The organism is Streptomyces sp. NPDC056738 (assembly GCF_042790435.1).
Lineage (GTDB): Bacteria > Actinomycetota > Actinomycetes > Streptomycetales > Streptomycetaceae > Streptomyces.
Genome location: NZ_JBHTZF010000015.1, coordinates 89,133 through 107,456 on the forward strand (window position 1 = coordinate 89,133; position 18,324 = coordinate 107,456).

The 18,324-nt window shown below is 69.5% G+C and carries 14 protein-coding genes; 10 read left to right on the forward strand and 4 right to left on the reverse strand.

Translation table 11 applies throughout. The annotated features are described in order from the left end of the window. Positions 1-27 precede the first annotated feature (27 nt). On the reverse strand, positions 28-4,593 hold the full coding sequence (locus ACFRIC_RS33450) for an FtsK/SpoIIIE domain-containing protein (protein ID WP_382793751.1): 4,566 nt from the start codon (positions 4,591-4,593) through the stop codon (positions 28-30). A 277-nt stretch (positions 4,594-4,870) separates the two neighbouring features. Between ACFRIC_RS33450 and ACFRIC_RS33455 the strand changes: the two genes are divergently transcribed. The 6 genes from ACFRIC_RS33455 to ACFRIC_RS33480 all read left to right on the forward strand — a co-directional run bounded on the left by ACFRIC_RS33455 (position 4,871) and on the right by ACFRIC_RS33480 (position 8,716). Continuing rightward, positions 4,871-5,176 carry a WXG100 family type VII secretion target gene (locus ACFRIC_RS33455; RefSeq protein WP_078943692.1) on the forward strand — a complete coding sequence of 102 codons (306 nt, stop codon included), beginning with the start codon at positions 4,871-4,873 and terminating at the stop codon, positions 5,174-5,176. A 121-nt stretch (positions 5,177-5,297) separates the two neighbouring features. Further along, positions 5,298-5,612 (forward strand): hypothetical protein, encoded by a 315-nt coding sequence (locus ACFRIC_RS33460; RefSeq protein WP_382793754.1) that lies wholly within the window; start codon positions 5,298-5,300, stop codon positions 5,610-5,612. A gap of 26 nt (positions 5,613-5,638) precedes the next feature. Further along, a complete protein-coding gene (locus ACFRIC_RS33465) occupies positions 5,639-6,892 on the forward strand; it encodes a putative T7SS-secreted protein (protein ID WP_382793757.1) in 1,254 nt (417 codons plus the stop codon). An 11-nt stretch (positions 6,893-6,903) separates the two neighbouring features. Beyond that, a complete protein-coding gene (locus ACFRIC_RS33470) occupies positions 6,904-7,476 on the forward strand; it encodes a hypothetical protein (protein WP_382793759.1) in 573 nt (190 codons plus the stop codon). Next, on the forward strand, positions 7,473-8,174 hold the full coding sequence (locus ACFRIC_RS33475; protein ID WP_382793761.1) for a hypothetical protein: 702 nt from the start codon (positions 7,473-7,475) through the stop codon (positions 8,172-8,174). Before ACFRIC_RS33470 ends, ACFRIC_RS33475 begins: the two co-directional genes overlap by 4 nt. Then, the gene (locus tag ACFRIC_RS33480; protein ID WP_382793763.1) at positions 8,171-8,716 is read left to right on the forward strand and encodes a hypothetical protein; all 546 of its coding nucleotides are present in this window, start codon (positions 8,171-8,173) and stop codon (positions 8,714-8,716) included. Before ACFRIC_RS33475 ends, ACFRIC_RS33480 begins: the two co-directional genes overlap by 4 nt. A gap of 106 nt (positions 8,717-8,822) precedes the next feature. Here ACFRIC_RS33480 and ACFRIC_RS33485 read toward each other — a convergent pair whose 3' ends face one another. The 3 genes from ACFRIC_RS33485 to ACFRIC_RS33495 form a co-directional block, all read right to left on the reverse strand. Next, positions 8,823-9,476, reverse strand: a complete 654-nt coding sequence (locus ACFRIC_RS33485; protein ID WP_382793765.1) for a hypothetical protein — start codon at positions 9,474-9,476, stop codon at positions 8,823-8,825. A gap of 197 nt (positions 9,477-9,673) precedes the next feature. After that, entirely contained in the window at positions 9,674-10,327 is a 654-nt protein-coding gene (locus ACFRIC_RS33490) for a hypothetical protein (protein WP_382793768.1), read from the reverse strand. Between the two features lie 277 nt (positions 10,328-10,604). Continuing rightward, the gene (locus ACFRIC_RS33495) at positions 10,605-11,219 is read right to left on the reverse strand and encodes a hypothetical protein (RefSeq protein ID WP_382793770.1); all 615 of its coding nucleotides are present in this window, start codon (positions 11,217-11,219) and stop codon (positions 10,605-10,607) included. Between the two features lie 425 nt (positions 11,220-11,644). On the opposite strand from ACFRIC_RS33495, the gene ACFRIC_RS33500 reads away from it, so the two are divergent. The 4 genes from ACFRIC_RS33500 to ACFRIC_RS33515 all read left to right on the forward strand — a co-directional run bounded on the left by ACFRIC_RS33500 (position 11,645) and on the right by ACFRIC_RS33515 (position 18,269). After that, positions 11,645-12,295: a hypothetical protein gene (locus ACFRIC_RS33500; RefSeq protein WP_382793772.1), complete on the forward strand. Its 651-nt coding sequence runs from the start codon at positions 11,645-11,647 to the stop codon at positions 12,293-12,295. Between the two features lie 125 nt (positions 12,296-12,420). Next, a complete protein-coding gene (locus tag ACFRIC_RS33505) occupies positions 12,421-17,001 on the forward strand; it encodes a DUF6531 domain-containing protein (RefSeq protein WP_382793775.1) in 4,581 nt (1,526 codons plus the stop codon). Positions 17,002-17,012: 11 nt separating this feature from the next. After that, positions 17,013-17,597: a hypothetical protein gene (locus ACFRIC_RS33510; RefSeq protein ID WP_382793778.1), complete on the forward strand. Its 585-nt coding sequence runs from the start codon at positions 17,013-17,015 to the stop codon at positions 17,595-17,597. Positions 17,598-17,642: 45 nt separating this feature from the next. Next, positions 17,643-18,269 carry a hypothetical protein gene (locus ACFRIC_RS33515; RefSeq protein WP_382793781.1) on the forward strand — a complete coding sequence of 209 codons (627 nt, stop codon included), beginning with the start codon at positions 17,643-17,645 and terminating at the stop codon, positions 18,267-18,269. Positions 18,270-18,324 lie beyond the last annotated feature (55 nt).

Consider the following 18,324-nt stretch of genomic DNA (forward strand, 5'->3'; position numbering starts at 1 on the left):
GCCGCCCTGCCCGGACGGGCCGACGGCCTACAACGGCGTCGTCACCGTCATCGGCTCCCCGTCGCCCAGGTGCAGCAGACCCTTGCCGGGGGCGACCGGACCGCCGACCATGCTGCGGTTCGTACGGATGCCGATCAGCTCACCCGCCGAGGAGTCCTGCGGGGACAGCAGGATCCCGCGGCGGCCCTTCTTCATCTCGACCTGCCAGCCGGAGAACCCGCTGCACACGTCCTCCTCGTCACCGGCGATGACCAGGCCGAGACCGCGTTCGCCGCCGCGCTGCACGATCCGCTTGAAGACGGTCTCGGCGTCACAGTCCTCCAGGACCTCGCCGTCGTCGACCAGCACCACGATCGGTTCCTCGGGCGTCGCCGAGTCGATGGCCTCGCGCAGATCGTCGCTCTCGATGTCGTCCTCGTCGAAGACCTTCAACACGCCCTCCTGGCCCTCCAGCTCGCGCAGCGGGGAAGGGCGGGGCGCCGCGACGACCAGACGCACGCCCTGGGCCAGGTACGAGCGGGCCATGTTCATCAGCGTCGTACTGCGGCCGGATTTGGCGGGGCCCGCGACGACGAACGTCGGCACGCCCTGGGAGAGGTCCGGGCCGAAGCCCTGGACGTCGTCGCCGCCGATGCCCACCAGGCTCCACAGCCGGGAGCGGGAGGCCTCCGGGTCGCGCATCTCCCAGGCGTCGGCGAAACCGATCCGGGTGGGCAGCACGTCGACCCGGAACGGGCGCCGGGCGCGCGGCAGTGCGGCGTCCCGCGCCGCGGCGGCCTCGCCGATCGCGGTGAGCGCCGCGGCCTGGCCCTGACCGGTGGAGTCCTCCGTGAGCAGGGCGAACTGGGTCTCGGTGCCGTGCTCGTTGCGGTAGCCGCGGCCGGGCGGGATCTCCTCGGGGATCTTGCGCGCGTTGACGCCGATCAGCGAGAAGTCGGAGCGGTCGGCGAGCCGCAGGGCGTACTTGTCCTCGGTGAGCGAGCCGATCCGGGTGGAGAGGATCTGGCGGTCGCCCGTCATCACCAGGTGCAGTCCGACGCTCGCGCCCTCGCGCATCATCGCGGTGAGCTGGTCGGTCAGATCGCCGTGGTCGTACTCGCCGAGCGTCGGCAGCCAGCCCTCCCACCGGTCGAGCAGCACCACGATGTGCGGGAGCCGTTCGTCCTCCCCGGACGCGGCCCGCTGCTCGCCGATGTCCGCGAAGCCCTTGTCCGCCAACAGGTCCTGTCTGCGGGTCAGTTCACCCTTGAGGCGGGAGATGAGGCGGACCACGCGTTCGGTCTGGTTGCGGCCGACGACGGCGCCGCAGTGCGGCAGCCGGGTCAGCGCGTTGAGGGCGCCGTTGCCGCAGTCGATGCCGTACAGATGGACGTCGGCCGCTGAGTGGGTGCGGGCCAGCGAACCCGCGATCGTCCGCAGGATCTGCGACCGTCCGCTGCGGGGCGCGCCGCCGATGAGCAGATGCCCGAAGGAGGCGAAGTCCACCACGACGGGCCGGCGGGCCTGGTCGGCGGGCAGGTCCTCGACGCCGTACGGGGCGGGCGGCAGTCTGCCCGGACCGCCGGAGAACGCGGGCGCGGCGATCTCGTCGAGCAGCAGCGTCTCGGCGAGGGCGGGCAGCCAGGGGCTGTGCTGGGGCGGGATGCCGAGGGCGCTGTTGGCCTCGCGGACCGCGTCGACCAGCACCTTGAGGTCGGTGATCTCCTCCTCCTCGCGCTGCTCGGCCCTCGGCTTGACCAGCGCGGCCCGGCCGAGGTCCGACCAGTCGAGGGGGCCCGCCCAGGGCGCGAGCGCCGCCGGATCGGCGGCACCGGGCCGGCGGCCACCGACGCGGCCCGACTGGAACGGTACGAGCGAGGCGTGCCCGAGACGGACGTACGCGCGTCCCGGTGTGCTCTTGGAGATGTGCCCGGCCTCGGGGGAGTCGATGACGTCGCTCGACTCGCCTCCGTCGGTGACGCGCAGCGCTATCCGCAGGTTGGTGTTGGCGCGGATCTCGGGGGACACGACACCGCTCGGCCGCTGGGTGGCCAGCAGCAGGTGGATGCCGAGCGAACGTCCTCGCTGGGCGATGTTGACCAGGCCCGTCACGAAGTCGGGCAGGTCGCGCACCATGGAGGCGAACTCGTCGATGACGATGAGGAGCCGGGGCACGGGCGCGTGCGAGGGGTCACGGCGTACGAGGTCCTGGTAGTCCTCGATGTCCTTGGCGTCGGCGGCGGCCAGGATGTGCTCGCGCCGCTTGAGCTCCGCACCGAGCGATTCCAGCGCCCGCTCGACGAGATGGGCGTCGAGGTCGGTCACCATGCCGACGGTGTGCGGGAGCTGGACGCAGTCCTTGAACGCCGAGCCGCCCTTGTAGTCGACGAGGACGAACGTCATGTTCTCGGGGGTGTTGGCCACGGCCAGCGACGCCACGATCGTCTGGAGCAGTTCCGACTTTCCGGAGCCCGTCGTGCCGGCGATCAGACCGTGCGGGCCGTCGCGCCGCATGTCGATGCCGAACGGACCGTCGTACGACTCACCGATGACCGCCGTCGTCGACTGCCCGCCCATCCGCCAGCGCGCGCTGATCGCGGCCCCGGTCGGGGGCTCCAGTTGGAGGACGTCGAGCAGCCGGCTGGCGCCCGGCAGGGCCGAGTCCTCGGTCTCGCCGCTGATGTCGCGCAGGGCGGACAGGGCGCGGGCGAGCCGGGAGCACCAGGCGGCCGACACGAAGTCGGGCCGTACGTCCCGTACGCGGGCGACGCCCGTCTGCTGCACCCGCAGCCGCAGTTCGAGGGCCTTCGAGGTGCCGGTGGCGGAGTCGTCGGTCGCGGTGGCGTGCCAGGCGTGGAAGGAGGGGAAGCCGCCGGGCGCGGCCGGCGCGGTCCGCACGGGCGCCTGCGCGTCCGTGTGCTCCTCGGGCCTCGGCTCCGCGATGACGATGGCCTGGCACTCGCCGGGCAGGAACCGCTCCTCGGCGTCCAGGCAGATCGCGTACATGGACATGGCCGGGCCCTCGCGGAGCAGCCGCACCACGCCCGGCATGGACCGCAGCCGGCGGGAGCCGTCCCACACGACGACGATGTCCGGATCGCTGAACGAGGCCTTGTTGCCGTTCTGCTTGGCGGCCTTCTGGCGGGCGTCGAGGAGCTGGGTCAGCTCGCCGATCCGGGCGCCGACCGTCTCGGCGTCCGTGCCGATGAGCACGTTGGCGTCCTGGGCGCCGGCGGGCCTGCTGTGCGGGAGCCAGCGCACCCAGTCCCAGCTCTCCTGGCCGCTGCTCTCCGTCAGGACGTAGAACTGGACGTCCAGCGGGCTGTGCAGCACCGCGGTCTGCGCGACGGCCCAACGGCCCAGCGCCTGGGCCGAGTCACCGGGTCCGGCGATGCCGACGACACCGCGTTCCGCGAGCGGGAGGGAGACCGGTGCGTCCTCGATGGTCCAGGTGACCTGGCGCTTGTGGTCGTCCTGCTCGGGGTCGTCGAGCACGACCTCGGAGGGGAGTTGGCCGGTGCCGACGCGCAGCAGCAGATGGTCGGCGTCGGTGCGGCGCCGCTCCCACAGCCGGGTGCGCGGGCCGGTGCCCAGCGACAGCACGGTCGCCGGATCGGGGATCGCGCGGCGCCGGTCGAGCCGTTCGGCGAGCAGCGCCTCCTGGGCGTCCTTCTCGATCCGGGCCTTGTGCTCGTTGTACTCCTTGACCTGCTTGGCGTGGGACTTGCGGCCCTGCTTCTTGTCCATGAAGTAGTTGCCGAGCATGATCAGCGGGCTCAGCAGGGCCATGATCATGTAGTACCAGCGCCCGAAGACCAGGACCATGACGACCGCGCTGACCAGCGGTGTCAGCGCCATCAGCCAGGGCAGCGGCCGGGCCTCGTAGTCCCGTACCGGGTTCGGCAGCCGGAACTTCGTCTCCCGCTCGGGCGGGTGCAGCCGCGGGGGCCGGTTGTAGTCGAGGCCGGCGCCGTCGTCGGACCACTTCAGGGCGGCGTCCGGCTGGGTGTAACGGTCGAGCTGGAGAAGGGTGTTGCCGACCGCGACCTGGCCGCCGAGGGGCCAGCCGTCGTTCTCGCGCTCCTCGACGGGCTCGCCGTCGAGGGTGACGCCCTTCTTCTCCCCGTGCACGGTGACGCCGCAGGTTCCGTCCGTTGCGACTGACAACGTCAGCGCCCTTTGCGGAAGTTCGGGATCGTCGATCCGGATGTACGAGGCCGCCCCGGCGCCGATGTCGTACCGGCCGATCCCGAGCCGGTGCACGGCACCCGCAGACGGACCGCCCGCCACCCGCAGTTCGACCAGCCCGGTGGGCTCGCCGGGCAGACAGCCGGCCGGGTCGTGCAGGCTCACGACCGCGCCCTCGCGCAGCGGCGAGGTGGCGATGGTCGCGGCCGGATCGACGGGATGTCCGTCCACGTACGCGACCGGCGCGCCGCCGCCCGCGGCCCCCTGGTGATGGCCGATGGGGATGATCTGCGCACCGCCGCCGTGACCGACGTGTGCCGCGAGCTCTTTGGCGATGTCCCCCACCGAGGACTCGGGATCCGCGTCGAGAACCACATCGGCGGTGGCCCCGCCGAGCGGGTCGACGACGGTCAGAGTCAGCCGCACGCTCGTCCTCCCCCAGACACCGAAGGCCGCTTCCGGAACGCGGGCCACAGTGCTCTCGAGCCTATCCGCTCACCGCTTCCCGCAGGCAACGGCCCTTGTGAGAGAACGACGAAGACCCGGGCCGCGAACGGCCCTTGGTGCGCGCTCGTGACACAACCGGGGTGTGCGCCTGCAAGCGCCGTAAGTAAGCTGCATGCTCAATGCGGACGATCGCACCATCCGCATCGGGAGCCACGGGGGTTGGCCCTGGGGCGAGTTGAAGCATGGAGGACGCCACATGGCCGGCGGCAAAGACGCGGACATCACTTACGAGAAGATGCGGCACGCTGCGAAGCGACTCGGCCACGAGAAGGAGAAGATGGAGGACAAGCTCCACGGCCTCGACAGCTACATCGACGGCCTCGTCGCGGACGGCTACACGACGTCCAAGGGCTCCCAGGCCTTCGACGACTCCTTCAAGGAGTTCACCAAGGGAATGAAGGACACCCTTGAGGGCCTCAAGGGGATGGCCAAGTTCCTCGAGGACGCGGCGAAGGCGTATGAGGACCTGGATGATCAGCTGGCGAAGGGTGTCAAGGGCTGACAGCCGGACCTCGCGGACCGCACCGGGGCGACGGGGCGCGCCAGCGCCCGGTCGCGCCCGTGTCCGGTCCGCTTCGCAGTGATGGAGACCGAGCGACTGCTGAGCAGGAAGTCTGAAAACCGTGGCGGACAGGACCCGATACGACCTCGATCTGATCAAGGATTGCTCGGACTCGCTCTACCGTATTCACCGTGAGTTCGACCAACACGGCAATCCCGCCGACGGCTATGGCGACGACCTGGGCAGCGACAGGCTCCGGGTCGTGTTCGACGACTTCTCGGACACCTGGAAGAAGAACCGCAAGAAGCTGATGAAGGACATCGAGAACCTGGCCAAGTACACCGCCGAGGCGGCCAAGGCGTACGAGGACATCGATCATCAGCTCGCGGAGGCGCTCAGGAACGCCAAGAAGAGCGATCAGAAGGGGAAGCCGTGACAGCCCGTCCCAGGGACTGGACGCCGATGTACGACTCCGATCCCGTGCCTGGTGATCCGCACGAGGTGGCACGGCTCGGCAAGAAGCTGCGCGGCATGGCCGAGGAGATCGACAAGCAGGCCCGGAACATTCGGGCGCTGGCTTCCGTCGACGGCTGGGACAGTGACGCGGGCCGAGCCTTCCACGAGACCGCGGGCGACACGGCGGGGCGGCTGAAGCAGGCGTACGACCGCTACGACGAGGCTTCGAAAGCACTTGGAACCCAGGTCAGGGACGGTGAGTCGGACGAGTACGCCGGCGAACTGCACCGCGCCCAGCGCATGGCGGACGGGGCCCTGGACGATTTCCGCGCCGCGGAGGTCGATCACAAGGCGGCCCTCAAGGTGCTGGAGCCGTACACCGGCACCGTTCCGTCCCAGGACGACCATGTCGAGCGCACGAAGCAGGAGAAGAAGCGGGACGACGCCGCGCATCTCATGGCGGTGGCGCGTAGCAAGATCGAGTCCGCCAAGGAGATCCGTGACGATGCGGCGAAGCGGGCCGCCCACCGGATCAAGAACGTGATTCATCACGATGGGGTGCATGACCCTGGCGGCATCATGAACTGGATCGCGGACCACGCGGACTGGATCTCGACCGCCGCCACGGTTCTGGCGGTGGCGGCGCTGATCGCGGCAGTCGTCCTGTCCGGCGGCACGCTCGCCATCGTTCTTGTCGCGCTGGCTTCCGCGGCCAGCGCCACGGCTCTGTCGGGCCGGTTGTACGACGTCTTCGCCCGGGGCGGGAAGTTCGACTGGCTGAAGATCACGTTTGATGTCCTCGGGATCATCCCGGGCCTCGGCGCGGTGAAGGGATTGTCGGCGGCGGCCAAGGGCTCGCGGCTCCTCGTCGCTCAGGAGGCCGTCTGGGCGGGCTTCACCAACGGCTTCGCCGTGAAGAGCATCAACCGGGGGGTCGGCCTCGCTTCCAAATACCTGGCCAAGAAGGGCATCACCAAGGTGAAGTTGCCCGCGAACGGGTTCGATCCCGAGGGCGTCACTCGCTTCATCAAGGGCGCCGCGTTCGGCAACGCGTATGTGCAGAGTTTGATTCGGCTCCGCGGCAGGTTCGGGGCGGACGACACGACGCACCCTGTGAGCCCGCCGCCAGGTGACACGCGGCCCACCCCCGCACCGGACCTGAGCCGCAGACCTTCGGGCCCGTCCGGAACTCCGTCGCCGGCTCCGCAGCCAAGCCCTTCCCCGACTTCGTTTCATGCTGCACTGGCGCCTACTGGATAGGGAGAATTCACGTGGGTGACTATCACGCCCTCAGCCCCGGGCAATTCGTCGACGACCGGGGGACCGTGCATGACATGGTCCCTTCGGAGGTCATCGCTGCCGTGCCCGCTGCCAAGGCTGCGGCCGAGCGGTTCGGACGAGAGGTGCGCTTCGATTTTCTCGATGACCGGGCCGTCCACTGGATGCTGTTCCAGCGACGCCAGGACACGGAGAAAGCCAGTGTTCTCGGCTGTCTCGCCGCGATTCCGCTCTTTGTATTCGGACTCGGGGCCTGGCCCTTCTGGGACTTGGTCGCCTCCGGCAAGTCCCGCCAGTTCCAGATCGCGTTCATCGTGCTCGACGCGCTGATCGTCTGCTCGTCGCTGGTGGGGACCTATCTGGTGCGGCGCCGGAGCCTGCTTGACCCGACCGACAGGAACGTACGGTGCAGGGCCCGCCTGTATCGCAAGATCGCCGCGATCGCGCGCCAGGGCGGTGCCGACGTTCCGCGCCTGTACCCGTACTACGGGATGTACGCGACGTCGCGAACGTTCTACCCCGATGCCCCTGAGCGTCCCGTCCCGGAGAAGGAACAGGCTCCATGACCACCGACATCGAGTTGTCGGCGTTCATACCGACGCACCCCGCGCCGCCCGCGCTGCGTGCCGACGACATCCACGTCCGTTGGGTGATGCCGGAGATCTTCCATGACATCCCGGTCCATGAGACGGACGACGACGAGGCCGTACGACTCTTGGAGGAACTCGCCGACAAGGCGCTCCCGGACGCGGCGGACGACGACAGGACGAGGTTCGCGGTCATCTGCGCACTCGGATTCGACGACCTGCTGGCCGCAGGCGTCGAGTACGCAGGGATCTGCGTGACGGCCGTCGACGAGACCCCCTGCACCGCGACGGTATTCGCGTCCCTGATGGACAGCCCGGAGGTTGACGGGGGTGTCCAGGCTGTGGTGAGGGAGATCGCGTCCACGTTCCGCCGGCTCGACGGAGCGGACGTGTCCGAGGTGGAACTCCCCTGTGGACCCGCCGCGGTGTGCATCGGAACGCGGGAATCGAAACTCACAGGTGAGCTGACCGAGTCGGGTCACAGCCTTGCCTTTCCGACCGGATACATCCGTGTCTACGTGCCCCTCCCGAACGGCACGACGGTCGCCATGGAGATGTCCACCCCCACGATGGAGGGCTGGGACCTGTTCTCCACCATGTTCGGCAACACGGTCAGCAGCATCCGCCTCTTCACGGCCGACGGCTCGCCGCTGATCACCGCGGGGACCGGTCGGTGAGCGTCACCGATCAGGCGCCTTCGGACTACCGGCTCCTCGTACCCCGGGACTGGTTCCGTGTCGATCTCACGCACGAGCGTTGGCGTCGCCAGTTGAAGACCTTCGTGGACAAGGAGTCGGAGGGAAGCCGAGTCCCCGCGGAGGTTGCCCGAAACGTGTGGGCAACGCTCCGCAACACCGCCGAGGGCAGCCTTGCTCAGGGCGGTCTGGAGTTCTTCCTGAAGACAGAGTCGCCCGGTTCGGCACTCCCCGCCTCGCTCCTGATCTCGTTGGTCATGACGCCTCGCGGACTGGCGCCGACGCCGGACGACTTCGCCTCGGAGCTGACCCGACGGATGGATTCCGATGCCGAGGTGGATGTCCGGGTACTGCCTGCGGGCGGGACGGTCCGAGCGATCACACGGACGGCCATGGACTACCACGTGTGCATGCCCGGCGGTGTCGGCTACCTGCACCTGGCGTTCTCCATGCCACTGAGTGGCACCGACAGCCCGATGGGGGACTTGTGCGATGCCATGGCTCACTCTTTGCGCTGGATCTGAGGCCGGGCTCGGGCGCTGTCGAGAGCCCTCGCGAAGGCCGTTGCCGACCAGGCCAGCGTGCAGGGGATCACGAGCGCTCCGCCCGTGACGGCTGTGCGGTGCCCTGTCACCGTACGCACGTCTTGCTCCCCCGTACGGACGTGCCGTCGGAGGTCTGCCACACGCCCTCGGCGGTCTTCTCCAGGCGCGTGTTGTACAGAACGTAGGCGTCGTTCCCGGCGGGTGTCCTGTCGACCTTCTTGGTCTTCCGGTCCTTGTTGTACGCCTTGGTCTCATCGGCGCAGTACGAGACACCGGCGGACTTGCTGTCGAAGATCTCGACCTTGGGGCTGTAGTACCGCGTGGTTCCCGTGTACGTGATTCCGACGTCCAGCCACTTCTGGACCCACTTGACGGAGGACGTCAGAGCCTTGCCCTTGTAGTAGAAGGCCAGGCCAGGGGTGTCCGAGGTGCCCTTGATGATGGCGTCGTTCATCGCCGTCTGGGCCCGCCCCGCGTCCGCCAGGATCGCGTCCTTCGTCGCGTCTCCCGTCTTCCACCCGTCGAACTCGTCCTTCACGTCGCTCGGGAGGGTGATGTCCGGTCGGTCGGCGTTGCCGGAAGGACTCGCGCTGGGGGCGGTCGAGCGTGTGCTTCCCTGGTCCGCGCCCGCGATCTTGTCGTTCGCCTTCGGGGAGTCGCCCCCGCCGCCGCAGGCCGTCAGCAGCAGGGCTGCTGTCGCGGCGAACGCGGTGGCAACGGGCAAGGTGCGGCGCTTCACAGTGGGCTCCCGTGGGGCATCGGTTGAGTGAACTCCATCAAGGAAAATGACGGCGTTGGTGTGGTGCATGCTGAATGCGGGTCCGGTTGCTCGCCTGGGCGTTCAGCCGAGGCGGTGCGTCGTCGCGAGTTGCCGCTCGAGGGCGGTTTCCGGGCGGTCGACCGTGGCTCCGGTGACAAGAATTCGGCCCGGCGTGGCTAAGGAGTGCACGACTTGTCGGCCCTCTGTGAGGTGAGCTTCGTCGTCTGCCAGACGCCCTTGCCGTTCTTCTCGAGTCGCGTCGTGTAGAGGACGTAGGACTTGGAGGTGACGGCCGTCTTGATGACCTTGCCCGTCTTCCTGCCCTTGGCGAAGGCCTTGGACTGGTCCTCGCAGTACACGACCCCCGCCGAGGCGGAGCCGATGAGGTCGATCTTGGCGTTGTAGTAACGGTTCACGCCGGTGATCGAGTAGCCGTCCTTCGCGATGGACGTGACCCAGTCCCGGGCATCGGCCAGGGCGGTGCCGCTGTAGTAGAAGCCGAGAGCCGGCAGTTCGGCGTTGCCTTCGGCGATGGCGTAGTTGGTCGCATCGACCCTGCGCCCGACATCCGCGAGAACCGCGTCCTTGGCGGCGTTGCCGGTACTCCAGTTCTCGAACTTGTCGCTGAGGTCCTTCGGGAGGGTGAGGTCCGGCCGGTCGGCCTTGTCCGAGGCGCTTGTACTGGGGGAGGCCGAACCCGTGCTTCCCTGATCCGCGCCCGCGATCTTGTCGTTCGCCTTCGGGGAGTCGTCCCCGCCGCCGCAGGCCGTCAGCAGCAGGGTTGCTGTCGCGGCGAACGCGGTGGCGACGGGCAAAGTGCGGCGCTTCACAGTGGGCTCCCGTGGGACATCGGTTGAGTGAACTCGAGCAGGGGGAATGGCGGCATCGTGCAGTGCACGTTGGGAGTGCGTCTGGCGCGGTCGACCGGGCGTTCGGCCGACGCGGCGCGTGTTCGCCGGCTATCTCGCGAGGGTGCTTTCGACAGGCCACCGCTTGACGGCCTGGAGCTCCTTGACGGTGCCGGTGCCGCGAGCGGCGATGGCGGGCCGGGCGACCGCACGCAGGTCGCCGCCAGGGCACCGACGGTGAGTGTCCGGCCCTTGGGCCTCAGCGCGTGCACTTGGCGCTGCCCCGTTCGGAGACGAGCTGCGTCGTCTGCCAGACGCCGTTCTCGGCCCTCTTCAGGTGAGTGTTGTAGTAGACGAAGGAGTTCTTGGTCCCCGGAGTTCTGTCGACCTTCTTCGTCTTCACGTCCTTGTTGAACGCCTTGCTCTCGTCCGTGCAGAACGTGACCCCCGCGGATGTCGTTCCGTGGAGCGTCACGCTGGGACGGAAGTACCGAACGGTGCCGGTGTACGTGATTCCGGCGTCCACGAAGGACTTGACCCACCGAGCGCCGCCGACGAGGGCGTCGCCCTGCCGGTAGAAGGCGAGGGCCGGGTCATCGGGATTCGACTTGATGATGGCGTGGTTGGTGGCCGTCTGCGCGCGCCCCGCGTCCGCCAGGATCGCGTTCTTCGTCGCGTCCCCTGTCTTCCAGCCCTCGAACTCGTCCTTCACGTCGCTCGGGAGGGTGATGTCCGGCCGGTCGGCGTCGGTCGGTGCGCTCATGGGCGGGGAGGCCGCAGCCGTGCCGGCGCGGTCCGATTCCGCGGTCCTGTCCGTCGCCTTCGGGGAGCCGTCCCCGCCGCCGCAGGCCGTCAGCAGCAGGGCTGTTGTCACGGCCGACGCGGTAGCAACGGGCAAAGTGCGGCGCTTCACGGTGAACTCCCCGTAGGACATCGGTCGAGCGAAGTCGGTCAAGGGCAATGACGGTATCCATGGGGCTCTTGGTTTCGCCAGGCGGAATCCCCGAGTTGGACGCGGGCATACGGGGGCGTTCCGGGGTGAAGTGGCGGTCCGTGGTGGCCTGATCGTGGTCCGGGACACATCCGCTCGAGCGGAGACGGACCCGCTTCCACGTCCCACCCAGGGTTTGCGTTCGACACCTTCACATGAGGCGCCCCGTGAGTGGCCGGCTCCTTCGTCCCCCGGGTGTTGTCCCCGCCTCCACCGCACCTCGTACGCTGACCCGAGTCGAACAGGTCGAACACACAGGCCGGTTCGCGCAGAGAAGGCAGAAGACGAACGACGCACCCGGGGGCGCCATGGACCGCTACATCGAGACTCTCACCGTCGAGCGCGGCGGATTCCGGATCAAGGTGCCGGAATCGTGGTGGGAGTTCGACGTGCGGCCGGAGTCGCGGGACGACTCGATCCGGCGGATGGTGAGCGAGCGGATCGACGCACAGCCGGAGTTGGCGCGGTACCGCGACACCTACATCGGCTTCCTGCGCAAGGCCAGCGCCGACGCCTGGAAGTCCGGTGCCCTCTACTGCGGCTGCATGGCGGAGTCGTTCGGCGGGGACACCCCGATCACCGGCTCGGTCACCGTCTCGATCGTCGGCGGCCGGGCGCAGAACGGTGAGCCCCTTCCCACGGACCCGCAGGCCATCGCGGCACAACTCGCCGTGCGGGAGGCGAAGAAGGAGGGCGACGCCTGGCGCAAGGTGACCACCGTCGAGATACCCGGCGTCGGTCCCGCCGCGCGGACGTACGGCATCGAGGACATCGTCGTCCCGGACGACAGCCTCCAGCGCACGATCCGGGCCGTGCTCATGCAGACGTTCATCCCGGTGCCCGGCCAGGCCGGCAAGGTCGCCCTGGTGGCCGGCAGCAGCCAGGTCCTCGACCTCGCCGACTCCTTCTTCGACGTCTTCGACGCCGTCACCTCCACGTTCCGCTTCGCGGACCGGTAAACGGACGGGAACTTCGCGTCCCGGCGGCTTCCCGCGACCGCTGCCCTTTCTCACCCCCTGACGTCTCCAGTAACTTCGCTTGTGTGTACGGGTGTTGTTGATGTGGGCGTGACGGGGGTTGCGGCATGGCGGGGAATCGGCCGGGTGACTGGCATGTGCTGGATCTGGAGCGGGATCCGACGCCGGGTGATCCGGACCGGGTGCGGAAGCTGTCGAAGGATCTGCTCGGTTTCGCGGATGACGTGTCGGATGCGTTGCGGCTGATCAAGGGGATGGCGGACGAGGACGCCGTTTTGCAGTGGGCGGGGAAGTCGGCGGAGGCGTTCCAGTCCGAGTTCTCGGGTGTGCCCAAGCAGTTGAAGAAGCTGAAGAAGTCGTACGAGATGGCGGGGGACGCGCTCGGGGACTACTGGCCGAAGCTGGAGCGGGCGCAGGCGCTGGCGGACAAGGCACTCGCCAAGGGGCGGGAGGCTCAGGCCGATCTGACGTCCGCGAAGTCTCGTCTGTCGTCGGCTGATTCGTGGGTGACGCGGGCCACCAGGGAAGCGGACAAGTACAAGGACGATCCGACCGGTAGCAAGGACGCGGAGAAGCCGGACGAGGCGAAGGTCCGTGCCGCCACCAGGGACGCGCAGCACGCGCAGTCGGCTCAGAGCAGCGCCCAGTCGGACGTGACGGATGCGAATGGTGCGTTGGACGCGGCGAAGAAGATGGCCGCGGATGCCCGCAGGATGCGGGAGGAGGCGGCGCGGGACGCGAAGTCGAAGATCGATGAGGCGTCGGACGCGGGGATTCACAATCGGAAGTGGTGGGAGGAGGTCGGGGACTGGTTCTCCGACAACTGGGACACCATCGTCGCGGTGTGCAAGGTCGTGGTGGCGGTGGTGGGGATCATCGCGATGATCATCGGGGGGCCGATCCTCGGCGCGATCGTGCTGATCGCCGCGCTGGTCGTCCTCGCCGACACCCTCAACAAATACGCGAAGGGCCAAGCGTCCCTCTGGGACGTGGCCTTCGCCGCCCTGGACTGCATACCCGGCGGCAAGGGCCTCACCAGCCTGGGCAAGCTCGCCAAGGGCCTCAAGGGTCTGAAGGGCCTCGGCAAGACCGGGCTCAAGGGCCTGGCCTTGGGGGCCAAGGGGTTCGGCAAGAGCGCACGCTCCCTGGGCCGTCCGATGAAGAAGCTCTTCACCTGCGGCGACCCCATCGACATGGCGACGGGCCAGATGGTGATGTCCGAGACGGACGTGGCGCTGGACGGCGTACTGCCCCTGGTGCTGGAACGCCACCACCGCACCGGCCTGAACGCCGGCCGCCACTTCGGGCGGGCCTGGACCTCCACGATCGACCAGCGACTGGTCCTCGACGCCACGGGCGTGCGGTTCTTCGCCGCCGACGGCATGATCCTCACCTACCCCGTGCCCGAACCGGACGTGCCCGTCCTGCCTGTGGAGGGTCCGCACTGGCCGTTGAGCTGGGACGGCGGCCCCGGAGGAACCCTCACGGTCAGCCTGCCGGAGACGGGCCGCACGCTGAGCTTCCGGCCCCTGAGGGGCCGCCCGTCGCAGGAACTGCCGCTCGCCGTGATCAGTGACCGGAACGACAACACGATCACCGTCGAGTACGCCGCCGACGGCAGCCCGGCCGAGATCGTCCACCAGGGCGGCTATCGCGTCGGCGTGACCTGCGCGTCGGGGCGGATCGTGAGCCTCACCCTGCTCAGCGACCCCGCGCGGCCGACCCTGATGACGTACGGCTACGACACGCACGGCCGTCTCACCGAGGTCCGCAACTCCTCGGGCCGGCCCCTGAAGCTGGCCTACGACGACCGCGGCCGTCTCACCGGCTGGGAGGACCGCAACGGAGCCTGGTACCGGTACACGTACGACGAGGCGGGCCGCTGTGTCGCCGTCAACGGTGTGCACGGAATCCTCGACTACACCTTCGACTACGACGACGAGAGGCACCTGACCCACGCCCTCAGCTCCCTCGGACACACCACCACCTATCAGTTCAACGACGCCTACCAACTGGTCGCCGAGACCGACGCGCTGGGCCACACCGTGTTCCACGAATGGAACCGACGCGACCAACCGACCTCGCGGACCGACCAGGTGGGGCAGGTCACGCGTATGGAGTGGGACGACCTCGGCCGTCTCTCCGAGGTCAGGCTGCCCGACGGGACGGTTTCCGCGGCCCGTTACAACGCGCTGGGCCTGACCGTCGAGCTCACGGGATACGACGGCACGGTCGTACGACAGCAGTGGGACGAGCGGGGCAACTGCACGTCGCTCACCGACACCGACGGGACCACAACGGAGTTCACCCGGGACCGCACCGGCGCCGTCACCTCCGTGACCGATCCGCTCGGGGCCGTCCAGCGGTTCGTCAACAACCCCGCGGGCCAGATCGTCTCCGCGACCGACGCCCTCGGGGCGGAGACCCGGTTCGGGTACGACGCCCTCGGGCGGGTCAGCGCCGTCATCGACCCCCTCGGGGAGGTGACCCGCCAGGAATGGACCGTGGAGGGACACCTCGCCGCCCGGACGGGCCCGGACGGTGCGACCGAGGCGTGGACGTACGACGGCGAGGGGAACCGGCTCACGCACACCGACGCGCTGGGCCGGGTCACCCGGTTCGAGTACGGCGCCTTCGATCTGCTGACGGCGCGCACGACCCCCGACGGCGCGCGGTACTCGTTCCGTCACGACAGCGAGCTGCGCCTCTGCCAGGTCACCGATCCGCGGGGGCTGACCTGGGACTACACCTACGACGCGGTGGGCAGCCCGACGTCCGAGACCGACTTCGACGGGCGGACCGTCCGCTACGCCTACGACGCCGCGCGCCGGCTCACCGGCCGGACGAACCCGCTGGGGCAGAGCACCGCCTTCGCCTACGACGCGGTGGGCAACCAGGTCGAGAAGACCGTGGACGGCCGGATCACGGTGTTCACGCACGCGCCCGGCGGCCGTCTGCTGCGCGCCGTGAGCCCCGACGCCACCCTGACGCTCCGCTACGACGAGGCCGGGCGCATCGCCGGAGAGGCGGTGGACGGACGGGAGCTCGCCACGTCGTACGACGCCGCGGGGCGGCCGGTCCGCCGCGTCACACCGGCCGGTGCCACGACGACGTACACCTACGACGCCGCGGGGAACCGTACGGCGCTCAGCGCCACGGGTCACGTCCTCACCTCCTCGTACGACGCCGCGGGACGCGAGACGGCGCGGGCGTTCGGGCAGGGACTCACCCTCGGTTTCGCATGGGACGCCGGGGACCGCCTCGGCTCCCAGACACTGGAGGACACCCGCTCCTCCCGTCGGTTGGCCCGCCGGACGTACACCTACCGCGCGGACGGGAACCTGACCGGGGTCGACGACCCGGCCGCCGGCCGGCGCACCTTCGACCTCGACGTCCTGGGCCAGGTCACCGCCGTGCGCGCCGCCGACTGGAGCGAGTCGTACGCCTACGACGGGACGGGCAACGTGACGAGCGCGGACTGGCCCGGGTACCGCGACCAGCCCGAGGCGCGGGGGGCGCGCGCCTACACGGGCAACCGCCTTGTCGGTGCCGGTTCCGTCCACTTCGAGTACGACGACGCTGGCCGCGTGATCCTGCGCCGCCGCACCAGGCTGTCGCGCAAGCCGGACATCTGGCGCTACTCCTGGGACGCCGAGGACCGGCTCGTCGGCGTCACCACCCCGGACGGCACGCGCTGGCGCTACCTCCACGACGCGCTCGGCCGCCGGGTGGCCAAGCGGCGGCTCGCGGCGGACGGGGTCACGGTCGCCGAGGAGACGCGCTTCGTGTGGGACGGCCCGCACCTCGTCGAGCAGACCGGCCGGGTGAACGGCACGGACGGGGGAGCCGACCGCGAGACGACGCTCACCTGGGAACGCGACGACACCCGGCCCTTGACCCAGACGGAGCGCACGACCTTGTCCGGCGCGTCCCAGGACGTCGTCGACGAACGGTTCTTCGCCATCGTCACGGACCTGGTCGGCACCCCGACCGAACTCGTCGACGAGACCGGCGTGATCGTCTGGCGCGGCGACACCACGCTGTGGGGCCTGGGCACCTTCCCCGACCCGGGGGCGGACACAGCGCCGGGATCCGGCGCGTCCACCCCGCTGCGCTTCCCCGGCCAGTACCAGGACGCCGAGACGGGGCTGCACCACAACTGCTTCCGGTACTACGACCCGGCTTCGGCCGTCTACCTCAGCCCCGATCCGCTGGGCATGGACGCCGGGCCCAACCCGCGCCGCTACGTCGTCAACCCGCTGCTGTGGTCCGACTATCTGGGCCTGAAGCAGTGCTCCAAGATCCTCGGCGAGAACATGGCGAAGGAGGGCCGCGCGGTGGGACCCGGCCAGGCGGCCGCCCACATCGTCCCCTCCGGGTTCTCGCGCGGCGGCGGCCCGCGGATGCGGTCACTCCTGGCCAAGTACAAGGTCGACATCAACGACGCGGCGAACGGCATCCCGCTGGGGCATCCGCGACCGCACAACTTCACGCACAGCAACCGGTTCCTCGGCCGTCTCGACGCCCATCTGCACAACGTCGTCGCGGACCGTGTCGCCCGGGGCTTCGGGGACCGTGCCATCCGCACGACGCTTCGGAGGGAACTGCGCAGTATCGGCCGGCAGATCGAGTCCGAGCTGTCCGGCGTCACCACCGCGGTGCCGAGCACCGCCTACTGGACGGCGTGATGATGTCCTTCATGAACTCGAAACCCCTGGCCGTCTACCGGCTGATGCCGAGCACCCGGAATCTGCGCACCCTCCGTCTGGACGACTCGCTCGTCGATCTCAAGCGCTGGCAGTTCCAGGGCGAACGGGCGCCGCGGCCCACCGCGTTCGCGGCGGAGTGGACGGGCGATCCGAAGGCCCGCAAGGCCGAGTTCGCGTCCGACTATCCCGGCGCTCCGATCCTCGCCGGCCCGCTCGCGGACCGGCTGCGGGACGACCTGGAGAAGTCCGGCAGCCTCCTTCCGGTCCGCGTCGAGGGGGCGCCCGCGGACGCCTACCTGCTCCACCTCGTGGACCAGGTCGTCGACTGCGTGGACACCCGCGCCTCGTCGCAGCCGAAGAAGGCGACCGGCGAGATGCAGAAGACCGTCTTCCGCCCGGACGCCCTCCCTCTGGCCCTGCCCTCCTTCCGCGTCCCGCAGTTCCCCGTGGGCGTCTACTGGAACGCCTGGGCCGTCGACCTCTTGACCGAACTCCTGGGGGACGACCTGGAGGCCCGCCCGGTCTGGTCGGAGGACCCGGCCGTCAGGCCTCATCCCAACCCATGGGGGTTCTGAGCGACCGGCGTGCCCTCCCCGACCGCAGTCTGCCCGGGACCGTGAATGACCGACAGCACCTCGCACCCCCTCGCCGTCTACCGCCTGCTTCCGCGCAGGGGTGAGTTCCGGACCCTGCTCCTCGGCGGTTCCCTCAGACGACTCATCCGCTGGCAGATCACCGGATCCGCGACGGATCTGCCGACCTGGTTCAGCGCGTCGTGGGACGGCAATCCCGCCTGGCGCAAGGGCGAGTTCCCGAGCGGTTATCCGGGCGCTCCGGTCCTGAGCAGACGCGTGGCGGACCTGCTCGCCGCGGACCTGTCGGAATCGGGACCCTTCGTACCGGTCGTCATCGAAGCAGCCGATCCGGCCTTCCCCGCCGACGCGGACGCCGGCGGCTCGGACGACTACGTCCTCCACCTCGTGAAGCAGACCGTCGACTGCCTGGACACACGCCGGTCGTCCAAGCCGAAGAAGACCACGGGCGAGATCACCAAGGCCGTCTTCCGCCCGGAGGCCCTGCCCGTGGGGCTCGCCTCCTTCCGGGTTCCCGAGTTCCGCGGCGGCGTCTACTGGAACGCCTGGGCCGTCGACCTCCTCACCGAACTCCTGGGGGACGACCTGGAGGCCCGCCCGGTCTGGTCGGAGGACCCGGCCGTCCGGCCTCATCCCAACCCGTGGGGGTTCTGAGGCCGGTGCTCCGGGCGCCTTCGTCCGTGAGCACCTCGTGCAGGCCTCGTGCACG